Genomic DNA, 17,620 nt, shown 5'->3' on the forward strand with positions numbered 1-17,620 from the left:
TTATAAATCATCCGTGACGGATGCGCGCATTTTCGCCTGCAGCATGCAAACAACCTGCCGGTAGATCACCTTTGCCGGGCGGAACTCGCGCCGGTCGCAGCCCAAGTTCAACAAGGATTATTGACCATGACATCCAAGCTTGACCAACTTCGCGAGATTACCACCGTCGTCGCCGATACCGGCGACATCGAGGCCGTCGCCCGCCTGAAGCCGGTTGATTGCACGACGAACCCGAGCATCGTGCTGAAGGCACTCGGCACGCCCATGTTCGCCGACGCCATCAAGGAAGCCGTCGCCTGGGGCAAGAAGCAAGGCGGCAATCCCGAAGCCGTTTCATCCGCCGTCGCTGATCGCCTCGCCATCTCCGTCGGCGCTGCGCTTTCCAAGCTTGTTCCGGGACGCGTATCGACCGAAGTCGATGCCGACCTTTCTTTCGATACACAAGCTTCGATCGACAAGGCTCACAGCATCATCGCCGGGTACAAGGAACGCGGCATCGAGAAGGATCGCATCCTGATCAAGCTCGCCTCCACCTGGGAAGGCATACGCGCTGCCGAAGTGCTGCAGAAGGAAGGCATCGATTGCAATCTGACGCTTCTCTTCTCGAAGGCACAGGCCGTTGCCTGCGCCGACGCCAAGGTATTCCTGATCTCGCCCTTCGTCGGCCGTATCCTCGACTGGTACAAGAAGTCGACGGGCAAGGATTACACGCCTGAGGAAGACCCGGGCGTCATTTCGGTTCGCGACATTTACAATTATTACAAGGCCAACGACATCAAGACGATCGTCATGGGTGCTTCGTTCCGCAGCGCTGGCGAAATCGAAGCGCTGGCCGGTTGCGACCGCCTGACGATCGCTCCGAACCTGCTCGACGAACTCTCCAAGGACGAAGGCAAGCTCGAGCGCAAGCTTTCGCCCGAGATCATCAAGCCGGCTGCGAAGATCACCGTCGACGAGAAGACCTTCCGCTGGCTGATGAACGAAGATGCGATGGCGACGGAAAAACTCGCCGAAGGCATTCGCGCCTTCGCCAAGGATCTGGGGACGTTGCGGACCATGGTGCAGAAGGAACTGCAGCTCGCCGCCGCCTGATCGGCACGGCATGCAATCGGAGGCGCGGCTGCCGGCTGGCAGGCGCGCCTTTTTCGTGCTGTTATCAAGGGCATATGCTGTCGGAGACCGATATGGCGGATGAGGAAAGGACGAATTCGCTTGCGGCATTTGTCTACAAGCATGCGAGCTTCATCATCGCCACTCTTGCTGGACTGGCGGTCTTCCTGGCTGTGACCTCGCGCGAGGTCAGCGCCGGCAATATCCTGTTCGGCTGGAATGTCAGCGCCGGCGTTTTTGTCGCGCTGAGCTGGCGCAAGATGCTGCGGGCGACGGTTGACAGCATCCGAAAACGCTCCGCGGATCTTGATTTCTCCGATACCGTGCTCTTGGCTCTTTCGATCGGTGCCGCACTTGCCAGCATCGCCGGCATCGGCATCGAGCTTCATTCGATCAAGGAGGCGGCACCTGACGTCGCGCTGGCACGGGCAAGTGCGGCGATTTTGACGATCCTGATCTCCTGGTTCTTCCTGCATACGCTCTTCACCATCCACTATGCCCATTATTTCTACGGCGGGGCGGACGAGGAGGGCGGGCTCAAATTTCCCGATGGGATCGAAGAGCCCGGCTACTGGGATTTCCTCTATTTCTCCTTCACCATCGGCGTTGCCGCACAGACGGCGGATGTCGCGGTCAGTTCGACCAGCATGCGCAAGCTGACGCTGTTGCATGCCGTGCTGTCGTTCCTCTTCAATACGACGATCCTGGCGCTGGCGATCAATGTCGGGGCAAGCCTGCTATAATGCATCTTGCCAGAGCGGCTGCGAGGATCTGAGGAGCCGAAGGCATGAGCGGGCCGCGCCGCCTGCTCTTCAAACCGGAGGGTATGATGGAAAGCGCCTCAAGCCGGTCCCGACCGGCCGATTTCGTTCTGCTCCTCGGCAGGTTTCTGCTGGCGCTGATCTTTCTGCATGAGGGCTGGTCCCTTGCGGCAGATCTCACTGCGACCATCGACACTTTCGCAAAACTGGGGCTGTCGACGCCGATGGCACTTGCTACCATCGCCCTTCAGATCGGCGCCGGCCTTTCCGTCGCGGCAGGTTTCCTCACCCGGCTTGGCGCACTGGCGCTGGCGCTCTTCTGCCTGGCGACCGCCTTGCTCTTCCATACGAATTTCGCAAGCCAGAACGAGTTGCTGCATTTCGAGAAGGACCTGGCGATTGCCGGCGGCATGTTTGTGCTTTCGGCTTCCGGCGCGGGATCGATATCGATCGACAGGCTGCTCAGAAAGAGGGCCTCGATGCATCCCTGGCTCAGGGCAGCGTTGTCGTAAATAGCGAGGTCCGCCGCGCTTGCCTGAACTTCGCGGGCGCTTCGCGGCGCAATAAAACCGAATAAAACCGAACAAACAGCAGCGCCGATGCGGGCTAAACTTCTGGCGACAGGTCAGGAGTATGCCAGTGATGTCATCAGTGCAAAGCAACCAGCAAAAGCCAATTCTCGTCTTTCTCGGCAAAGGCGCTGCCTGCGGTATCGTCTCGAAGCTGAATGAGAACGGATATGCCGCGACGGCTGTGTCTTCCATACCGGAGCTCTTCGACGCTTTGCGCTCGGACCGATATTGTCTGGCGGTAACGATGCGGGCGGATATCGACCTGGTGCGAAACATCAAGCCGATACCAGTCATCAATCTGGAGGTGTTTTTCCATGCCATCAAGCCGACAGCAAAGTCGGTTCCTTCCTCGAAAGAATTCGACAGCGATGCCTTTCTGAGAAGGATCGCGGCGCTCACGGAGTCAAAGACAGCCAGGATTGCTGCGGTCCAAAGAACGCCAACTCTCAATGAGACGGTGATTGCAGCCGCGGCGAAGGCATCCCGGTGGCGTGCCGCCACATCTCTGCTTCTAAGTCGCCGCGCCTCGCCCCGCGCAGAGCGAGCCGATTAACAGTGGCCGAATTCCCATCGCCGCCGAACCGGACTTCGCCGGGCGCCGATCCGGACCACCCGGCGCCGCCTTTCCGGCCGATCACGCGCCTTGCGGACGGATCTCATCGGCGTCGTTCCATCGGGTTTCGTCGGTTTGAAGGCGTCATTCCAAAACGCGAAGTCTTCACTTGGTGCGGGTGTCTTTTGATGTTCCAGTTATTGGGGGCGGCCTCGGCAAGCGGGTACATCATTACGGCACTGTTTCTGCTCGTAGCGATCGGTCGTCTCGCCAGAAACGCCCTTCATAAACTCACTGCCCGGCTCCCCAAGCGTTCCGCGTTGAAGCACTATGCGACGGCGAGCCTCTCGCTGGTATTCTTCTGTCTGCTGGTCATTCGCGTCTGTTTCGTCGCCACGGTTATCATCGATAGCGGAATCCGAGATGACCATGTGGAAGTCAGCGGTGATCCCGAAAGGCAGTTTTGATATAGGGCGCCGTGTCGGCGACACCGGCATTCCTGTCTGCAACATTTCGCAACATTATCGAACATAGCATTGCACGAGACCTGATAAGGCGGAGCCGTATCGGTGGCAGCTGATATCGTGCGGAGAAAAGTGCCTGGCGACGCGGCCTTGGAGATTTTAACCACCGTGATCGATGGCGGATGAGGCCGCCTGATTGATAAAAGCGGAAACGTGATAATTTCGCGCCGACAGGACTCCTGGCAAGAGAGCAAATGACGATGGCATATGAAATGGCAGTTCCCAATCAGGCTCATATCCTCATCGTCGAAGACGATTCAGCGATCGCCGATATGCTGGTGGACCTTGTCCGGACCAGCGGCTTCGAAGCCTCGTCGGTGGAGAGCGGCGCGGCTATGGACCGAATGATGGCGCGACAGCAATTCGATCTCATCGTCCTCGATGCGATGTTGCCGGGCGAGGACGGCTTCAGCATCTGCCGGCGGCTTCGCGCGTCGCGCTCGGTGCCGATCCTGATGCTGACGGCGCTCCAGGAGGATATCGACCGCATTCTCGGCCTGGAGCTCGGTGCTGACGACTATGTCACGAAACCATTCAACTCCCGCGAACTGCTGGCCCGGATCAAGAGCATTCTCCGCAGATCGTCATATGCCCACCATCACGAGGAAACGCTTGGGCCTATGACGTTTTCGGGATGGCGCATCGATCCGAAAAGCCGTCAACTTCTCGACGCGGACGGCGCGCAGGTTTCCTTGACAACCGCGGAGTTCGATATCCTCCTGGCATTCTGTTGCAATCCCAATAAGGTTTTGACGCGCGAACAGCTTTTGTCGATGACACATGCAGGGTCGGCAGGGCCGGTGGAACGCAGCATCGACGCCCACATCAGCCGGGTCAGGCAAAAGATAGAGCCAAATCTGAAAGACCCGACGTTCATCAAAACGGTGCGCTTGGGGGGCTATCTTTTCGCATCCAAGGTAGAGCGTCTCTCGTGAGAAATTTCCGGCGCGCTTCGATCCAGAGCCAGATCCTCATATTGGCGACCTTGCTTGTCGTGCTGGTTTCCGTCGTGGCGACCGCGATGGAGCCCTATATCTACGGCCGTCATGATCGCGGCTTTCAAAACGGCCTGTTTGCCGGCAGGGCGGCGATGGTCGCCGAGCAATTTGCGCAGGCAAGGTCAGTCGAGGACGAAGCCGCGGTTCTCAAGAGAGCAGCGGCACTCGGCGTTGGGGTCGAAAAATTGTCCCTGGATCAGCCGCTTGCCGGCAAACAGCCGATGATAGCTGCAAACGAGATCGTGGCGCGCATCGACGCGCTGCTCGCCGACAATATTTTCGCGGCATTTCATCGTTTCGTCATGGGTCAATCGCATCCAGACGTGCTGACTGTCGGAATTGACGACAGGCGTGCTCTCATCTTTCAACTGCCGGTTTTTCCCAGCTATCTGTGGTTCGTTCCGGCAGCTGCAAGCGGATTTTTGAAAATCGTCATTCCGTTGGTGCTGCTCGCATATTTCAGCAGCCGGCTTATTACCGAACCTCTGAGGCGCTTTGCTGCCGCTGCCAAACGCGCGAGCATGGAAGGCAGCCTGGAAAAGCCTTTCGAACCGGATGGCGCAGCCGAGATCCGAAGCCTGGCGGAATCGCTCAACGTCATGAGCGATCGCATCCAGAGCATGGCGGAGGATCGAACAAGAGTGCTGAGCGGCGTGGGTCATGATCTCAGGACACCGCTGACGAGATTGCGGATGCGTGCCGAGCGTTCCTCAGAGCCGGAACTTCGCAGCCTGATGCTTGCGGATATCGCCACTTTGAATTTCATGATCGACGAGTGCCTGGCCTATTTCAAAGATCCATCGGTGAGGGCGGTCGATCGAAAGGTCGATATCTCAAGCCTGCTACAGACGATTACGACCGATTTCTCCGACACCGGCGTCGATGTGCGGTTCACCGGTCCGCGGCGACTGGCGTTTGTCTGCAAACCTCAGGCGCTGACCCGCGCGATAACCAATCTGGTCGAAAACGCGTCCCGTTATGCAACGCAGGTCGAAATCGAGTTGCAAGGCCGTGACGATGGCGGGATCCGGATAGAGGTGAGGGACAATGGTCCCGGTCTGACGGACGAGCTCAAGGCGAAGGTTCTGGAGCCATTCTTCAAGGGGGACAAATCGCGGCAGATCGCCGCCGCAGGCGGTTCCGGGCTTGGGCTTGGTCTTCCGATCGCCCAAGGGATCGTCACCAAAGCGCATAACGGACAATTGACGTTGTTGGACGGGAAACCACGCGGCCTGGTCGTCGTGATCGATCTGCCCGCTCGCCAGGTGATCCAGCCCGAAGGCTCGCCGTCGATCCCTTCATCACACTGACTGCCGGCCGACCGACGGCGTGGTCATGCGTCGCGTCGCGCTGCTTGGTCGCAAAGAGGGTTTGCGAACATTTCCGCATATCATAACAAACACAGCAACATCCGAATTCCATAAAACCGGTGCCAGCAGATGCCGTTCGGCATTTCCAAAGCTGGAGCCAAGCCATTGATAAAAAATTTGAAAATCGGCGCCGCACTGATGCTCGCCTGCTTGGGCGTTGCCGCATGCACGACCCCTGACCCGACGGTGTATTCCGGACTTGCTTCGGCATCACAGCTTCGACCGAACATTGAGGATAAGACCGGCCGCGTGCCATATCGCTATCAGACGAATGTCAACTGGAGCCAGTACAACAGGATCATCGTAGATCCCGTTACGGTCTATAACGGCCCTGACAATCAGTTCGGCAAGGTTTCCGGAAAGGACAGGATTTTCCTCGCCAGTTACATGCAGCAGCAATTCACGGAAAAATTGAAGACACGCTTTGCCATCGTCAGCACGCCTGCTCCGGCAACGCTCAGATTGCATCTGACGCTGACGGGCGCGAAGGCAACAACTGCGGTGCTCGGAACGGTCACGCGCATCGACGTCGCCGGCGGATTGTACAACACCGTCCAGGCGGCGCGCGGCCGAGAAGGCTCGATGACCGGTTCGGTGAACTATGCCGTGGAGATCTATGATGCTGCGAGCAATCGTCTCCTGTCTTCCTATGTCACCAAGCAATATCCGAATGCGATGAATATCGGTGCAAGCTTCACGGCGATGGATGCCTCGATGGTCGGCGTCCGGAAAGGCGCCGACGCGCTCCTTGCGCAGTTGAAATAGCCGGTTGGGTCAATGAGCGTGGACATGTTCTACGTCCACGCTCATTGCCGCTGCGTTTCCGCTCACAAGATCGCCTGGCCGGCCATCAGCGCAAGGACGAGGAAAATCAGGAAGATCACCAGCGCGATGCCGAAAAGAACGCGGGCGATCGTCGCGGTTGCTGCCGATACGCCGGAAAAACCGAAGAAGCCGGCGATGATCGAAATCACGAAAAATATGAGAGCCCATTTCAGCATGGCGTCATCCTTTGCGTTTTGCCTGGGAAGACGCAGCAACCGGGAAAATGTTCCAGATCGTCGGTATGGAAGGCGCTGATCTTCGGCCTGCCCCTCCCGGTGCTGCTGATGGGTGTAACGTCGAATTTCGTATCCTTGCCTTCTCCCGATCAGCCGTGATTGATCATCACGTGGCGCACGGCGGTGTAGTCCTCCAGCGCGTAGACCGACATGTCCTTGCCGTAGCCCGACTGTTTGAGGCCGCCATGCGGCATCTCGTTGACCAGCATAAAATGGGTGTTGATCCAGGTGCAGCCATATTGCAGGCGGGCGGCGGTCTTCATGCCGCGGCCGATATCCCTCGTCCAGACGGAGGAGGCGAGGCCGTAATCGCTGTCGTTTGCCCAGGCAACGGCATCGTCGGCATCGGAGAAGCGGGTGACCGAGACGACCGGGCCGAAGACTTCGCGGCGGACGATCTCGTCGTCTTGCAAGGCGCCTGCTATGACGGTCGGGGCGAAGAAGAAGCCTTTGTCGCCGGAAACCTTGCCGCCAGTGGTGATCTCCATATGCTTGTGTTCGGAAGCGCGGGCGACGAAGCTTTCGACACGGTCGCGCTGGCGCCTGGAGATCAGCGGCCCGATCTCATTTTCGGTATCGTCGGCCTGGTTGAAGCGGATGCTTCCGACGGCTGAGGAGAGATCGGCGACGAAATTGTCGTAGATCCTGGCATCGGCATAGATGCGGCAGGCCGCGGTACAGTCCTGACCGGCGTTGTAATAGCCGAAAGTGCGGATGCCGGCGACGACGGCATCGATATCGGCGTCGTCGAAGACGATGACCGGCGCCTTGCCGCCGAGTTCCAGATGGGTGCGCTTGACCGTCTTGGCGGCGGCCTGCAGCACCTTCTTGCCGGTGGCGACATCGCCTGTTATCGAGACCATGCCGATCTTGGCATGGTTGATCAGGGCGTTGCCGACGCTTTCGCCGCGCCCGAGGATGACGTTGACGACACCTTCGGGAAGGATTTCGGAGAGCAGTTTCGCCATTTTCAGCGACGTCAGCGGCGTCTGTTCCGATGGTTTGAAGACGACGGTGTTGCCGCCGGCGATCGCCGGCGCCAGCTTCCAGGCCATCATCATCAGCGGATAGTTCCATGGCGCGATGGAGCCGACGATGCCGATCGGATCGCGGCGGATCATCGAGGTGTGGCCAGGCAGATATTCGCCGGCGGCCGGGCCGTGCAGGTTGCGCACGGCGCCGGCGAAGAAGCGATAACAATCGACGATCGCCGGGATTTCGTCGTTCAGCACCGCATTGATCGGCTTGCCGCAGTTCAGCGCTTCCAGAGTCGCGAAGCCGACCGCATCCTTCTCGATGGCGTCGGCGATCTTCAGCAGGTAGCCGGAACGCTCGCCCGGCGTCGTCTGCGACCAGCTTGCGAAGGCCTTTTCAGCAGCGTCGACGGCGGCGTCGATCTGGGAAAGCGAGGCTTCGGGAAGGTCGATCACCGTCGCGCCCGTCTTCGGGTTCAGGATGTGCTCTTCCGTCTCCGTGCCTTTTTCGAAGCGGGAACCGATCAGCATTTGGGTATCCATGATGTTCTCCCTGTTATTTGCCGGCGCCGGCGATCTGGTCGCCGTCGCGGGTGAGGTAGTAGGCTGCCAGGATCGGCAGGAAGGTGACGAGCACCACGACCATGGCGACCACGTTGGTGACCGGGCGCTGGCGCGGGCGGATGAGTTCTTCGAGCATCCAGATCGGCAAGGTCGATTGCTGGCCGCCGGTGAAGGTGGTGACGATGACCTCGTCGAAAGACAGGGCGAAGGCAAGCATGCCGCCGGCAAGAAGAGCGGTGCCGATATTCGGCAGGATGACATGGCGGAAGGTCTGGAAGCCGTCGGCGCCGAGATCCATCGAAGCCTCGATCAGCGAGCCGGAGGTGCGGCGGAAGCGGGCGACCGCATTGTTGTAGACGACGACCACGCAGAAAGTGGCGTGGCCGAGCACGATGGTCCAGACCGAAAACGGGATGTCGAACAGGCTGAAGGCGGAGCGCAGCGCAATGCCGGTGATGATGCCGGGAAGGGCGATCGGCAGGATGACCAGCAGCGAGATCGCCTCGCGGCCGAAGAATTTCGTCTGACTGACGGCCGCCGCACAGAGCGTGCCGAGGACCAGCGCGATCGCCGTGGCGATGACGGCGACCTGTACGGAGAGGCTGAGCGCCGACCAGACGTCCGGCCGGTTCCAGGCAACGGCAAACCATTGCAGGGTCAGCCCGGGCGGCGGCCATTGATAGCTTTTTTCCTCGGTCGTGAAGGCATAGACGAAGATCAACAGGATCGGCAGGTGCAGGAAGAGCAGTCCGACGGCCGCGGCGATCTTCAAAGCCAGCGGCGATGTCTTGAGGTCAGAGCGCATCGAAGGCCCCCATCTTCTTGGCGAGCGACAGGTAGAGCGCCATGATGACGATCGGCACGATGGAGAAGGCGGCCGCCAGCGGCACGTTGCCGGCTGTCCCCTGCTGGGCATAGACGGCCTGGCCGATGAACAGCCTGGACGAGCCGATGATCTGCGGGATGATGTAATCGCCCAATGTCAGCGAGAAGGTGAAGATCGAACCGGCGACGATGCCGGGCAGTGCCAATGGCAGCAGCACGGTGCGGAAGGTCTGGCGCGGCGTGGCGCCGAGATCCGCCGAGGCCTCGATCAGGTTGCCGGGCACGCGCTCGAGGGCTGCCTGTGTCGGCAGGATCATATAGGGAAGCCAGATATAGACGAAGACGATGAAGGTGCCGAGGTAGCTCACCGACAGCGAATTGCCGCCGACGACGGGCAGGGTCAGGACGGCGTCGAGCAGCCAGGAGAAATGGAGTTTTTCGAAGATCCAGGTGAGGATGCCTTCCTTGGCGAGGATCAGCTTCCAGGCGTAGATCTTGACGAGATAGCTCGACCAGAGCGGCAGCATGACGCCGAGATAAAAGAGCGCCTTCCATTTGCCTTGAGCATAACGCGCCGCGTAATAGGCGATCGGAAAGGCGATCAGGGCGGAAGCGACGGTGACCAGCGCCGCCATGACGACGGTGCGGATGATGATGTCGAAATTCGCAGGATTCAGCAGCTGGGCATAGGTCGAGAGGGTGAATTCGTAATTCACCAGGCCGGAGAAATCGTCGATCGAGAAGAAGCTCTGCAGAAGCAGGGCGATCAGCGAGCCGATATAGATGATCCCCAGCCAGAGCAGCGGCGGCGTCAGCATCAGCAAGAGCAGCAGCTTCGGGTGCCGCCAGAAGGCATCCGACAACTGGCCGAAGAAGCCGCCGCGCCCCGGAAGGATCGATGTCTTGCCGCCTGGCATGGTGAGTGCCGTCATGCCGCATCGTCCATATAGTGGATATCGGCCGGCTGCCAGGCGAGGTGGATGCCCGCTCCGACATCCGGCACCGGCGTGCCTGCCGGCAGCATGACATGAAGCCGGCTGCCCTTGAGGTCGACGCTGAGACGCGTGGCTGCGCCGAGGAAACTTGCGTTTTCGACTTTCGCCTCGACGCCGTCGCCTGTCAGCCGGATCGCCTCGGGACGCAGGCTCGCCCAGCGTTTCTCACCGCCGAGCAAGGCCATGAGATCAGGCGCGATGACGTTCGAGGAGCCGACGAAATCGGCGACGAAGCGGGTCTTCGGGCAGCGATAGATATCCTGCGGCGTGCCTTGCTGGACAATATTGCCATCGTTGAAGACGGCGACGCGATCGGCCATCGACAGCGCCTCGCCCTGATCGTGGGTGACGAAAACGAAGGTGATGCCGAGCGAGCGCTGCAGGCTCTTCAATTCCTCCTGCATCTGCTCGCGCAGCTTCAGGTCGAGTGCGCCGAGCGGCTCGTCGAGCAGCAGCACCTTCGGCTTGTTGACCAGCGCGCGGGCAAGCGCCACGCGCTGCCGCTGGCCGCCAGACAGCTGACCGGGGCGGCGGCCGCCATAACCTGGCAGCTTGACGAGCTCGAGGGCATCGCCTGCCGCCTTCATCCGCTCCGCCTTGCCGACGCCCTTGACCATCAGCCCATAGGCGACATTGTCGAGGATATTGAGGTGCGGAAAGAGCGCGTAGTCCTGGAACACGGTGTTGACGTTGCGGCGATAGGGCGGAACGCCATCTGCCGTCTCGCCGAAAATCTGGATATGACCCGATGTCGGCTGCTCAAAGCCGGCTATCAATCTGAGACACGTCGTCTTGCCGGAGCCGGAAGGTCCGAGCATGGCGAAGAATTCGCCCGGCGCAATCTCGAGATCGACGCCGTCGACGGCGCGAACCTGGCCGAAATGGCGCGATACCTGCTGGAAACGGACAGCTGACGTCATGGGGGCTCCGGGTCGTGTGTGTTCAGTGAGAGGCTCGGTCTTGGTCAATAAAGACCCGGCCCCAAACCCCTCCCCCACAAGGGGGAGGGGCTTAACCTGCCGTACCCTTTCGCAAATACCTTGGTGTTTCGGCAGGATTCGGCGGTGCCGTTCAGCACCCCTCTCCCTTATGGGAAGGGGACCTTATGCGCGCGGACCGGCCCGGTTCATCGCCCGCCGATCACGCCGATATAATCCGACACCCAGCGATGATAGGGCACGCATTCGCTCTGCGTCGCGCATTTGGCCACGGGGGTCTTCCAGAACTTGATCTTGTCGAAATGATCGAAGCCGTTGGTGGCGCAGCCGGCCTCGCCCATCAGCTCGTTGCCCTTGCAGGCTGCGGGAACGGAGGGCACGGCGCCGAACCAGGCGGCGGCATCGCCCTGGACCTTGGCCTTCAGCGAATGTTCCATCCACATATAGGCGCAGTTCGGATGTTCGCTGTCGGCATGCAGCATGGTGGTGTCGGCCCAGCCGGTGACGCCTTCTTCCGGAAAGGTGGAGGCGATCTTCTGCTTGTCGGCCTGCAGCAGGTTCACCTGGAAGGGCCAGGAGCCGGAGGCGACGACGCCTTCGTTCTTGAAGTCGTCGATCTGGATCATCGCGTCGTGCCAGTAGCGCGAGACGAGCTTGCGCTGGCCGCGCAATAGGTCGAGGGCGGCCTTGTACTGGTCCTCGGTCAATTCGTAGGGATCCTTGATGCCGAGATCCGGCTTGTGGGCCATCAGATACATGGCTGCGTCGGCGATGTAGATCGCGCCGTCATAGGCCTGGACGCGGCCCTTGTTCGACTTGCCGTCGGGCAGCGTCTGCTCCTCGAAGACGACGCCCCAGCTGGTCGGTGCCTTTTCCTTGAAGGCATCGGTATTGTACATCAGCACGTTCGGGCCCCAGAGATAGGGCACGCCGTAATGGACGCCGCCGACCGTATACCAGGGACCGTTCTGCAGACGCTCGTCGACGGTCTTGAAGCTCGGGATCAGATCGGTGTTGATCGGCTGGACGCGCTTGCCGGCGATGAGGCGCAGCGAGGCGTCGCCCGATGCCGTGACAAGATCGAAACCGCCTTCGTTCATCAGCGAGACCATTTCATCCGAGGTGGCGGCGGTCTTGACGGAAACCTTGCAGCCGGTCTCCTTTTCGAAATCGGTGACCCAGTCATAGTTCTTGTCGGTTTCGCCGCGTTCGATATAACCGGCCCAGGCGACGATGCTGACCGCACCTTCACCCTTGCCGAGCGCCTTCAGCGGTTCGGCGGCGATCACCTGCGTCGCGACGCTGAGGCAGGCAAGCGCTGCCGTGCAGGATTTCAAGAGATTCGTCATCATCGTCTCCCGGTCTGATGCCACTTCTGTGGCGGTTTGTTCCCGGATGAAAAGGTGACGCGAAAAGGTCGCTTTCGCAAATTCATTTATCAGAAGGGCGTTATCGGAAATTCCGATATCAGCGGATGCGGCCGGAACGCAGGCTTTCGGCGATGCCGACGAAATCGCGCGCCGCCTGCGGCAGGCTGGAGCCCTTCCGCCAGACCATGCCGACCTGGACGACCGGCAGCGAACCGGAGACGTCGCGGCTCTCGATGCGGTCGCCTTCGAGCGACCATGGTCGGTAGACGAGATCGGGAAGCAGCGCCACGCCGGCGCCCGTTGCAACCAGGCTGCGCACTGCCTCCACCGAGCGGGTGCGGAAGGCGACATGCGGGCGGGCGCCGAGTGCCGAGAGCAGCTTGCCGGTATTCTCCTCGATTTCGTCGACCGTCAGCATGATCAACGGTTCGCGGGCGATGTCGGCGACCGAGATGATGTCGGCCGACACCAGCGGATGGCCCATCGGCAGCCACAGCCGATAGGGCGAGGTTTCGAGGATTTCCGCCTGCAGCGCCATGCGGTCGCGCAGGTTTGAGATCACCATGACGGCGACATCCAGTTCGCCGCCGACCAGGAGATGTTCGAGGTAACCGCCATTGTCCTCGATGGCGCTGACCTCGATGCCCGGGCAGGCGCGCCGGTATCGCGCCAGGAGATCGGAGAGGACGTAGCCGGCGACGAGCGACGTGACGCCGATGTTCAGCGTGCCGGAAAGGGTGCTTTGCTGACCGGAGAAGCTGGTCCGCGCATCGGAGACGGAGGCCAGGATCTTTGTCGCGTGGCGCAGGAACTGATGGCCGTTATGGGTGATCGTCAGGCCGCGCGGATGACGCTCGAAGAGTTCGACGCCGAGGTCGGTTTCGAGCTCCTTCAGCGCTTCCGTCACCGAGGATTGCGAGATCGAAAGGTTCTGCGCGGCGCGCGTCACCGACCCCTGTTCGGCGACGGCGACGAAATATTGAACCTGGCGAAGCGTGAAAGCCATGGGCGTTTAGAGCATGGCGAAACAGGCCGTGGCAAGCGGCCTAAAAAAGTGGACCTTTTTTGGTGTTTTTCCAAAATGGCGCAGGCTTTGCGCGCCCACTTAAACTTTCTGAAACGTCATTTCCTTAGCGTTCTCAGCACTAGTCCTGCGTTGGAGTTTCAGATGGCGGAGCAGTTGGCGTGAAGGCCTTACTGCGCATCTTCCGGCCTTCCCGGAAATTGGCAATCATCATCGGTGGAGTCGCTCTTCTGGCGGGCGTTTCCGGCGGCGCGGCGGTCTATGTCGGCAAGGACAGGCTGATCGGTGCAACTGGCGGTGGCTACGGGCTCGAATGCAGCGACGTAAACCTCGTGACCATCCGCAAGCAGAACCACATCTGGATACGGAAATACATCAAGACCGAACCGACCGACGGGATGACACGCGTCAAGACAGCACTTCGCGTCGCCCAGGCCGTCTACGCCGCGCAAAAGCCGGATCTGGTGCAGGTGGTGGTGCTCGACGAGAACGGGCCGACGCTGCGTGCCGACATTCGCGGCCGGGCGATCGGCGCCGATGTCGTCTATATCCCGCATCCCGATCAGACCGTTCCAGGCCTTAACGACAAGTCTTATACGGCGCGCTATTATGACGGCAAGGCCAGCGAAAACGGGCTGTTCTTCGGCGAACGGATAGAGATGCCGTCCGAGGAGGTCGCCATGATCAGCGCTGCCTTCAAGGACCCCGAGGATTGCGTCGATCCGGTCGCGGTGGGCTCGACGAAGAATGGGGAAAAAGCCAAGGAAACGAAGGCCGCCGGCGGCGGCCATGGTGCCGCACCGGCGGGCGAAAGCGAAGCTGCGCCTGCCACAGAGGGCGGGAGTGCCGATGTGGTGGCGGAAGCCCCGGCCGAAGAGCCGCCGGAGCCCGCGCCTGCCAAGGCACACTGAACAAACGGCATTAAAACAGCGGAGCGCCGGCGACAGCACCAGGACTCTTCAATTCCGCTTCATTCTTTGCCTGTTTTCTTCCGTCAGTCGGCCTTGTTGCGGCGGGCCGGGAACAGGATGACGTCGCGGATCGACGGCGCGTTGGTCAGCAGCATGATGAGGCGGTCGACACCGATGCCGAGGCCGCCGGCCGGCGGCATGCCCTGATCGATCGCGTCGAGGAATTCCTCGTCCAGTTGCTTTTCCTTCTCGCCGCGTGCATGCGCCTGTTCGAGCTGCTCGACCATGCGGCGGCGCTGCTCTTCGGGATCGTTGAGTTCCGAGAAGGCGTTGCCGAGTTCCCAGGCGTTGCAATAGGTCTCGAAACGTTCGACGAGGCGCGGCTCGCCCGGCACTTCCTTGGCGAAGGGCGAGATGTCCTTCGGGAAATGCGTGACATGCGACGGCTGAATCAGTGTCGATTCAACCTTTTCCTCGAAGATGAAGGCGAGGCATTCGCCCCAGGTCCAATCCTTCTCGACCGCGAAGCCGGCAGCCTTGGCGGCGGCGCGTGCCTCGTCATCGGTCTTGATGGCGCGGAAATCGATGCCGGTGGCTTCCTTGACGGCATCGGGCATCGGCACGCGCTTGAACGGTCCCTTGAAGGAGATCCGCTTGTCGCCGAAGTCGAATTCCGTCGTGCCGTGAATGGAGAGCGCCAGGGTCTCGAACAGCCGCTCGACGAGGTCCATGACGTCCTCGTAGTCGGCATAGGCCCAATAGCATTCCATCATGGTGAATTCGGGATTGTGCCGGGTGGAGACGCCCTCGTTGCGGAAGTTCCGGTTGATCTCGAAGACCTTGTCGGTGAGGCCCGAGACCAGCGTGCGCTTGAGGAACAGTTCCGGCGCGATGCGCAGATACATGTCGAGCTTGAGCGTGTTGTGATGCGTCTTGAACGGCTCGGCGGTGGCGCCGCCATAGACCGAATGCAGCATCGGCGTCTCGACTTCCATGAAGCCGTCATTTTCCATGAAGCGGCGGATGCCGGAGACGATCTTCGAGCGCTGCTGGAAGCGGAGCTTCGAATCCTCGTTGGTCATGATGTCGAGATGGCGCTTGCGGTACCGCAGCTCGATGTCGGAGAGGCCGTGCCACTTCTCGGGCATCGGCAGCAGCGACTTCGTCAGCATTTCGATCTTCTGCGCATTGATCGTCAGCTCGCCACGCTTGGTGCGGCGGACGATGCCGGTGACGCCGATGATGTCGCCGATGTCGATCATCGGCAGCAGGGCGCGGGCCTCCTCGCCGGTGACGTCCTTGTGCGAGAAGATCTGGATCTTGCCGGAGGCGTCATGGATATCCATGAACATGCCGGAGTTGCGCGAGGAATAGACGCGGCCGGCGACGGTGACGACATCCTGCGTCTCTGTATCCGGCTCCAGGCTCTCGTATTTCGCGGTCAGCTCGGCATTGCCCATCGTCCGATGGAAATGCGCCGGATAGACCTCGCCGATCTGTTCGCGCAGCAGCTTCAGCTTCTGGGCGCGCACCTCAGTCGCGTCGGAGGAGAGGGTGTTTTCGGTCTTGTTGTCAGCCACTGTCGAAATCCTCTGACTGTTCTTACTTCGAGCCGACGAGGGCGGCGACCGCCTGTGCGGCGAGCTTCAGGCGCTGGCGTACGACGGAGCGGCCGAGGATCGCCATGGAATCAAAGAGCGGCAGGGACCGCGACGAGCCGGACACGGCGACGAAGAGCGGCGAGACCACGACCTTCAGTTTCTTGCCCATGCGGTCGGCGATCGCGCGCAGCTCGGCCTCGATCGTCTCGACATTCCATTCCAGGATCTTTTCGAGATCCGGCTGAACGGTGTTGAGGATCTCGAGGATCTCCTCCGGCGGCGACTTGATCTTGGCAAAGTCGGAAGGCTGCAGGCCGAGATCGGACTTCAGCAGGAAACCGGCGAGATCGGGCAGCTCGCCGAGCTTGGAGATGCGCGTCTGCGACAGCCGCAGGCCTTGCTTCAGACGATCGTTTTCCATCGCCCAGCTCAGCACGCGCGCCTGGAATTCTTCTTCCGACAGCTTCTCGCGGATCCAGCGGCCGTTCAGCCAGTCGAGCTTCTGAATATCGAAGATCGCACCGGCCTTGGAGAGGTTTTCCGGGTCGAATTTCTCGGAGAGCTCGTCTATCTCAAGCAGTTCTTCGCCTTCGGCGATCTGGATGAAGAACAGGCCGAGGAAGTTCATCAGCGCTTCCGGGATATAGCCGAGCGCGGAGTAATAGGAGATCGAGGTCGGGTTCTTGCGCTTCGACAGCTTCGACTTGTCGGCATTGCGCATCAGCGACAGATGCATGAAGATCGGCTGATCCCAGCCGAAGTAGCGATAGAGCAGGATGTGCTTCGGCACCGAAGCCAGCCATTCCTCGCCGCGCGCCACATGGGTGATCTTCATCAGATGGTCGTCGATGACGTTGGCCATATGATAGGTCGGCATGCCGTCGGCCTTGATGAGGACCTGCATGTCGACCGAATCCCACAGGATGGAAACATCGCCGTAGACGCCGTCCGTGAAGTCGCAGGAGCCTTCGGCCGGGATCTTCATGCGGATGACGGTCGTTTCGCCGGCGGCCATGCGTGAGGTGACTTCCTCGGCCGTGAGGCTGAGGCAGAGACCGTCATATTTCGGCGGCTTGCCGGCGGCGCGCTGGGTTTCGCGCATCTGCTCCAGCCGCGCGGGCGTGCAGAAACAGCGGAAGGCATGGCCCTTGTCCAGCAATTCCTGCCCGTAAGGCTGGTACATTTCCTTGCGGTCGGATTGGCGATAGGGGCCGTAGGGGCCGCCGATATCCGGGCCTTCCTTCCATTCCAGCCCGCACCATTTCAGTGCGTCCAACACCTTCGTTTCGAATTCCGGCGTCGAGCGCGTCGCATCGGTATCCTCGATGCGCAGGATGAACTCGCCGCCATGCTTCTTGGCGAAAAGATAGTTGAAGAGAGCGATATAAGCGGTGCCGACATGCGGCTCGCCGGTCGGCGAGGGAGCGATGCGGACGCGGACGCCGGTAGCTGTCCCGGAAACTGTCATT

Annotated in this window: 18 protein-coding genes; 9 read left to right on the forward strand and 9 right to left on the reverse strand. The window is 60.6% G+C overall.

The window, feature by feature from the left end; all coding sequences use genetic code 11:
* Positions 1 to 126 precede the first annotated feature (126 nt).
* The 8 genes from tal (at position 127) to ACMUVN_RS19665 (ending at position 6,653) form a co-directional block, all read left to right on the forward strand.
* A complete protein-coding gene (gene tal, locus ACMUVN_RS19630; protein WP_047616243.1) occupies positions 127 to 1,092 on the forward strand; it encodes a transaldolase in 966 nt (321 codons plus the stop codon).
* A gap of 92 nt (positions 1,093 to 1,184) precedes the next feature.
* Positions 1,185 to 1,853 carry a DUF1345 domain-containing protein gene (locus ACMUVN_RS19635; protein WP_047616601.1) on the forward strand — a complete coding sequence of 223 codons (669 nt, stop codon included), beginning with the start codon at positions 1,185 to 1,187 and terminating at the stop codon, positions 1,851 to 1,853.
* 83 nt (positions 1,854 to 1,936) lie between these two features.
* Positions 1,937 to 2,383 (forward strand): DoxX family protein, encoded by a 447-nt coding sequence (locus ACMUVN_RS19640; RefSeq protein WP_047616603.1) that lies wholly within the window; start codon positions 1,937 to 1,939, stop codon positions 2,381 to 2,383.
* Between the two features lie 121 nt (positions 2,384 to 2,504).
* On the forward strand, positions 2,505 to 2,996 hold the full coding sequence (locus ACMUVN_RS19645) for a hypothetical protein (RefSeq protein ID WP_047616244.1): 492 nt from the start codon (positions 2,505 to 2,507) through the stop codon (positions 2,994 to 2,996).
* A 188-nt stretch (positions 2,997 to 3,184) separates the two neighbouring features.
* The gene (locus ACMUVN_RS19650; protein WP_132575858.1) at positions 3,185 to 3,463 is read left to right on the forward strand and encodes a hypothetical protein; all 279 of its coding nucleotides are present in this window, start codon (positions 3,185 to 3,187) and stop codon (positions 3,461 to 3,463) included.
* 251 nt (positions 3,464 to 3,714) lie between these two features.
* Positions 3,715 to 4,455 (forward strand): response regulator, encoded by a 741-nt coding sequence (locus tag ACMUVN_RS19655; RefSeq protein ID WP_063475279.1) that lies wholly within the window; start codon positions 3,715 to 3,717, stop codon positions 4,453 to 4,455.
* Complete coding sequence (locus ACMUVN_RS19660) at positions 4,452 to 5,828, forward strand: ATP-binding protein (RefSeq protein ID WP_132575810.1); 1,377 nt, start codon at positions 4,452 to 4,454, stop codon at positions 5,826 to 5,828. Before ACMUVN_RS19655 ends, ACMUVN_RS19660 begins: the two co-directional genes overlap by 4 nt.
* 165 nt (positions 5,829 to 5,993) lie before the next feature.
* Positions 5,994 to 6,653, forward strand: a complete 660-nt coding sequence (locus ACMUVN_RS19665; protein ID WP_207910841.1) for a DUF3313 domain-containing protein — start codon at positions 5,994 to 5,996, stop codon at positions 6,651 to 6,653.
* A gap of 62 nt (positions 6,654 to 6,715) precedes the next feature.
* Here the strand turns inward: ACMUVN_RS19665 and ACMUVN_RS19670 are convergent, their stop codons facing one another.
* From ACMUVN_RS19670 to ACMUVN_RS19700, 7 genes are all read right to left on the reverse strand, one after another.
* Positions 6,716 to 6,889: a DUF1328 domain-containing protein gene (locus ACMUVN_RS19670; protein WP_003552965.1), complete on the reverse strand. Its 174-nt coding sequence runs from the start codon at positions 6,887 to 6,889 to the stop codon at positions 6,716 to 6,718.
* A gap of 149 nt (positions 6,890 to 7,038) precedes the next feature.
* The gene (locus ACMUVN_RS19675) at positions 7,039 to 8,466 is read right to left on the reverse strand and encodes a gamma-aminobutyraldehyde dehydrogenase (protein ID WP_132575812.1); all 1,428 of its coding nucleotides are present in this window, start codon (positions 8,464 to 8,466) and stop codon (positions 7,039 to 7,041) included.
* A gap of 13 nt (positions 8,467 to 8,479) precedes the next feature.
* Entirely contained in the window at positions 8,480 to 9,292 is an 813-nt protein-coding gene (locus ACMUVN_RS19680; protein ID WP_132575814.1) for an ABC transporter permease, read from the reverse strand.
* The gene (locus ACMUVN_RS19685; RefSeq protein WP_132575816.1) at positions 9,282 to 10,244 is read right to left on the reverse strand and encodes an ABC transporter permease; all 963 of its coding nucleotides are present in this window, start codon (positions 10,242 to 10,244) and stop codon (positions 9,282 to 9,284) included. Before ACMUVN_RS19685 ends, ACMUVN_RS19680 begins: the two co-directional genes overlap by 11 nt.
* Positions 10,241 to 11,227, reverse strand: coding sequence for an ABC transporter ATP-binding protein (locus ACMUVN_RS19690; protein ID WP_132575818.1), 987 nt, complete (start codon positions 11,225 to 11,227; stop codon positions 10,241 to 10,243). The genes ACMUVN_RS19685 and ACMUVN_RS19690 overlap by 4 nt, the downstream gene beginning before the upstream one ends.
* Positions 11,228 to 11,433: 206 nt before the next feature.
* A complete protein-coding gene (locus ACMUVN_RS19695) occupies positions 11,434 to 12,594 on the reverse strand; it encodes an ABC transporter substrate-binding protein (protein WP_414815401.1) in 1,161 nt (386 codons plus the stop codon).
* 118 nt (positions 12,595 to 12,712) lie between these two features.
* The gene (locus ACMUVN_RS19700) at positions 12,713 to 13,621 is read right to left on the reverse strand and encodes a LysR family transcriptional regulator (RefSeq protein ID WP_047616258.1); all 909 of its coding nucleotides are present in this window, start codon (positions 13,619 to 13,621) and stop codon (positions 12,713 to 12,715) included.
* 179 nt (positions 13,622 to 13,800) lie between these two features.
* Here ACMUVN_RS19700 and ACMUVN_RS19705 point away from each other — a divergent pair, with 179 nt between their 5' ends.
* Positions 13,801 to 14,550, forward strand: a complete 750-nt coding sequence (locus ACMUVN_RS19705; RefSeq protein ID WP_414815402.1) for a hypothetical protein — start codon at positions 13,801 to 13,803, stop codon at positions 14,548 to 14,550.
* A gap of 83 nt (positions 14,551 to 14,633) precedes the next feature.
* On the opposite strand, the gene lysS is transcribed toward ACMUVN_RS19705, so the two are convergent.
* Both lysS and gltX read right to left on the reverse strand, forming a co-directional pair.
* Positions 14,634 to 16,130: a lysine--tRNA ligase gene (lysS, locus tag ACMUVN_RS19710; RefSeq protein WP_097543071.1), complete on the reverse strand. Its 1,497-nt coding sequence runs from the start codon at positions 16,128 to 16,130 to the stop codon at positions 14,634 to 14,636.
* A gap of 22 nt (positions 16,131 to 16,152) precedes the next feature.
* The gene (gene gltX / locus ACMUVN_RS19715) at positions 16,153 to 17,619 is read right to left on the reverse strand and encodes a glutamate--tRNA ligase (protein WP_414815403.1); all 1,467 of its coding nucleotides are present in this window, start codon (positions 17,617 to 17,619) and stop codon (positions 16,153 to 16,155) included.
* Position 17,620: the final 1 nt, after the last annotated feature.

It is taken from the genome of Rhizobium sp. IY2, assembly GCF_047532935.1.
GTDB lineage: Bacteria > Pseudomonadota > Alphaproteobacteria > Rhizobiales > Rhizobiaceae > Rhizobium > Rhizobium anhuiense.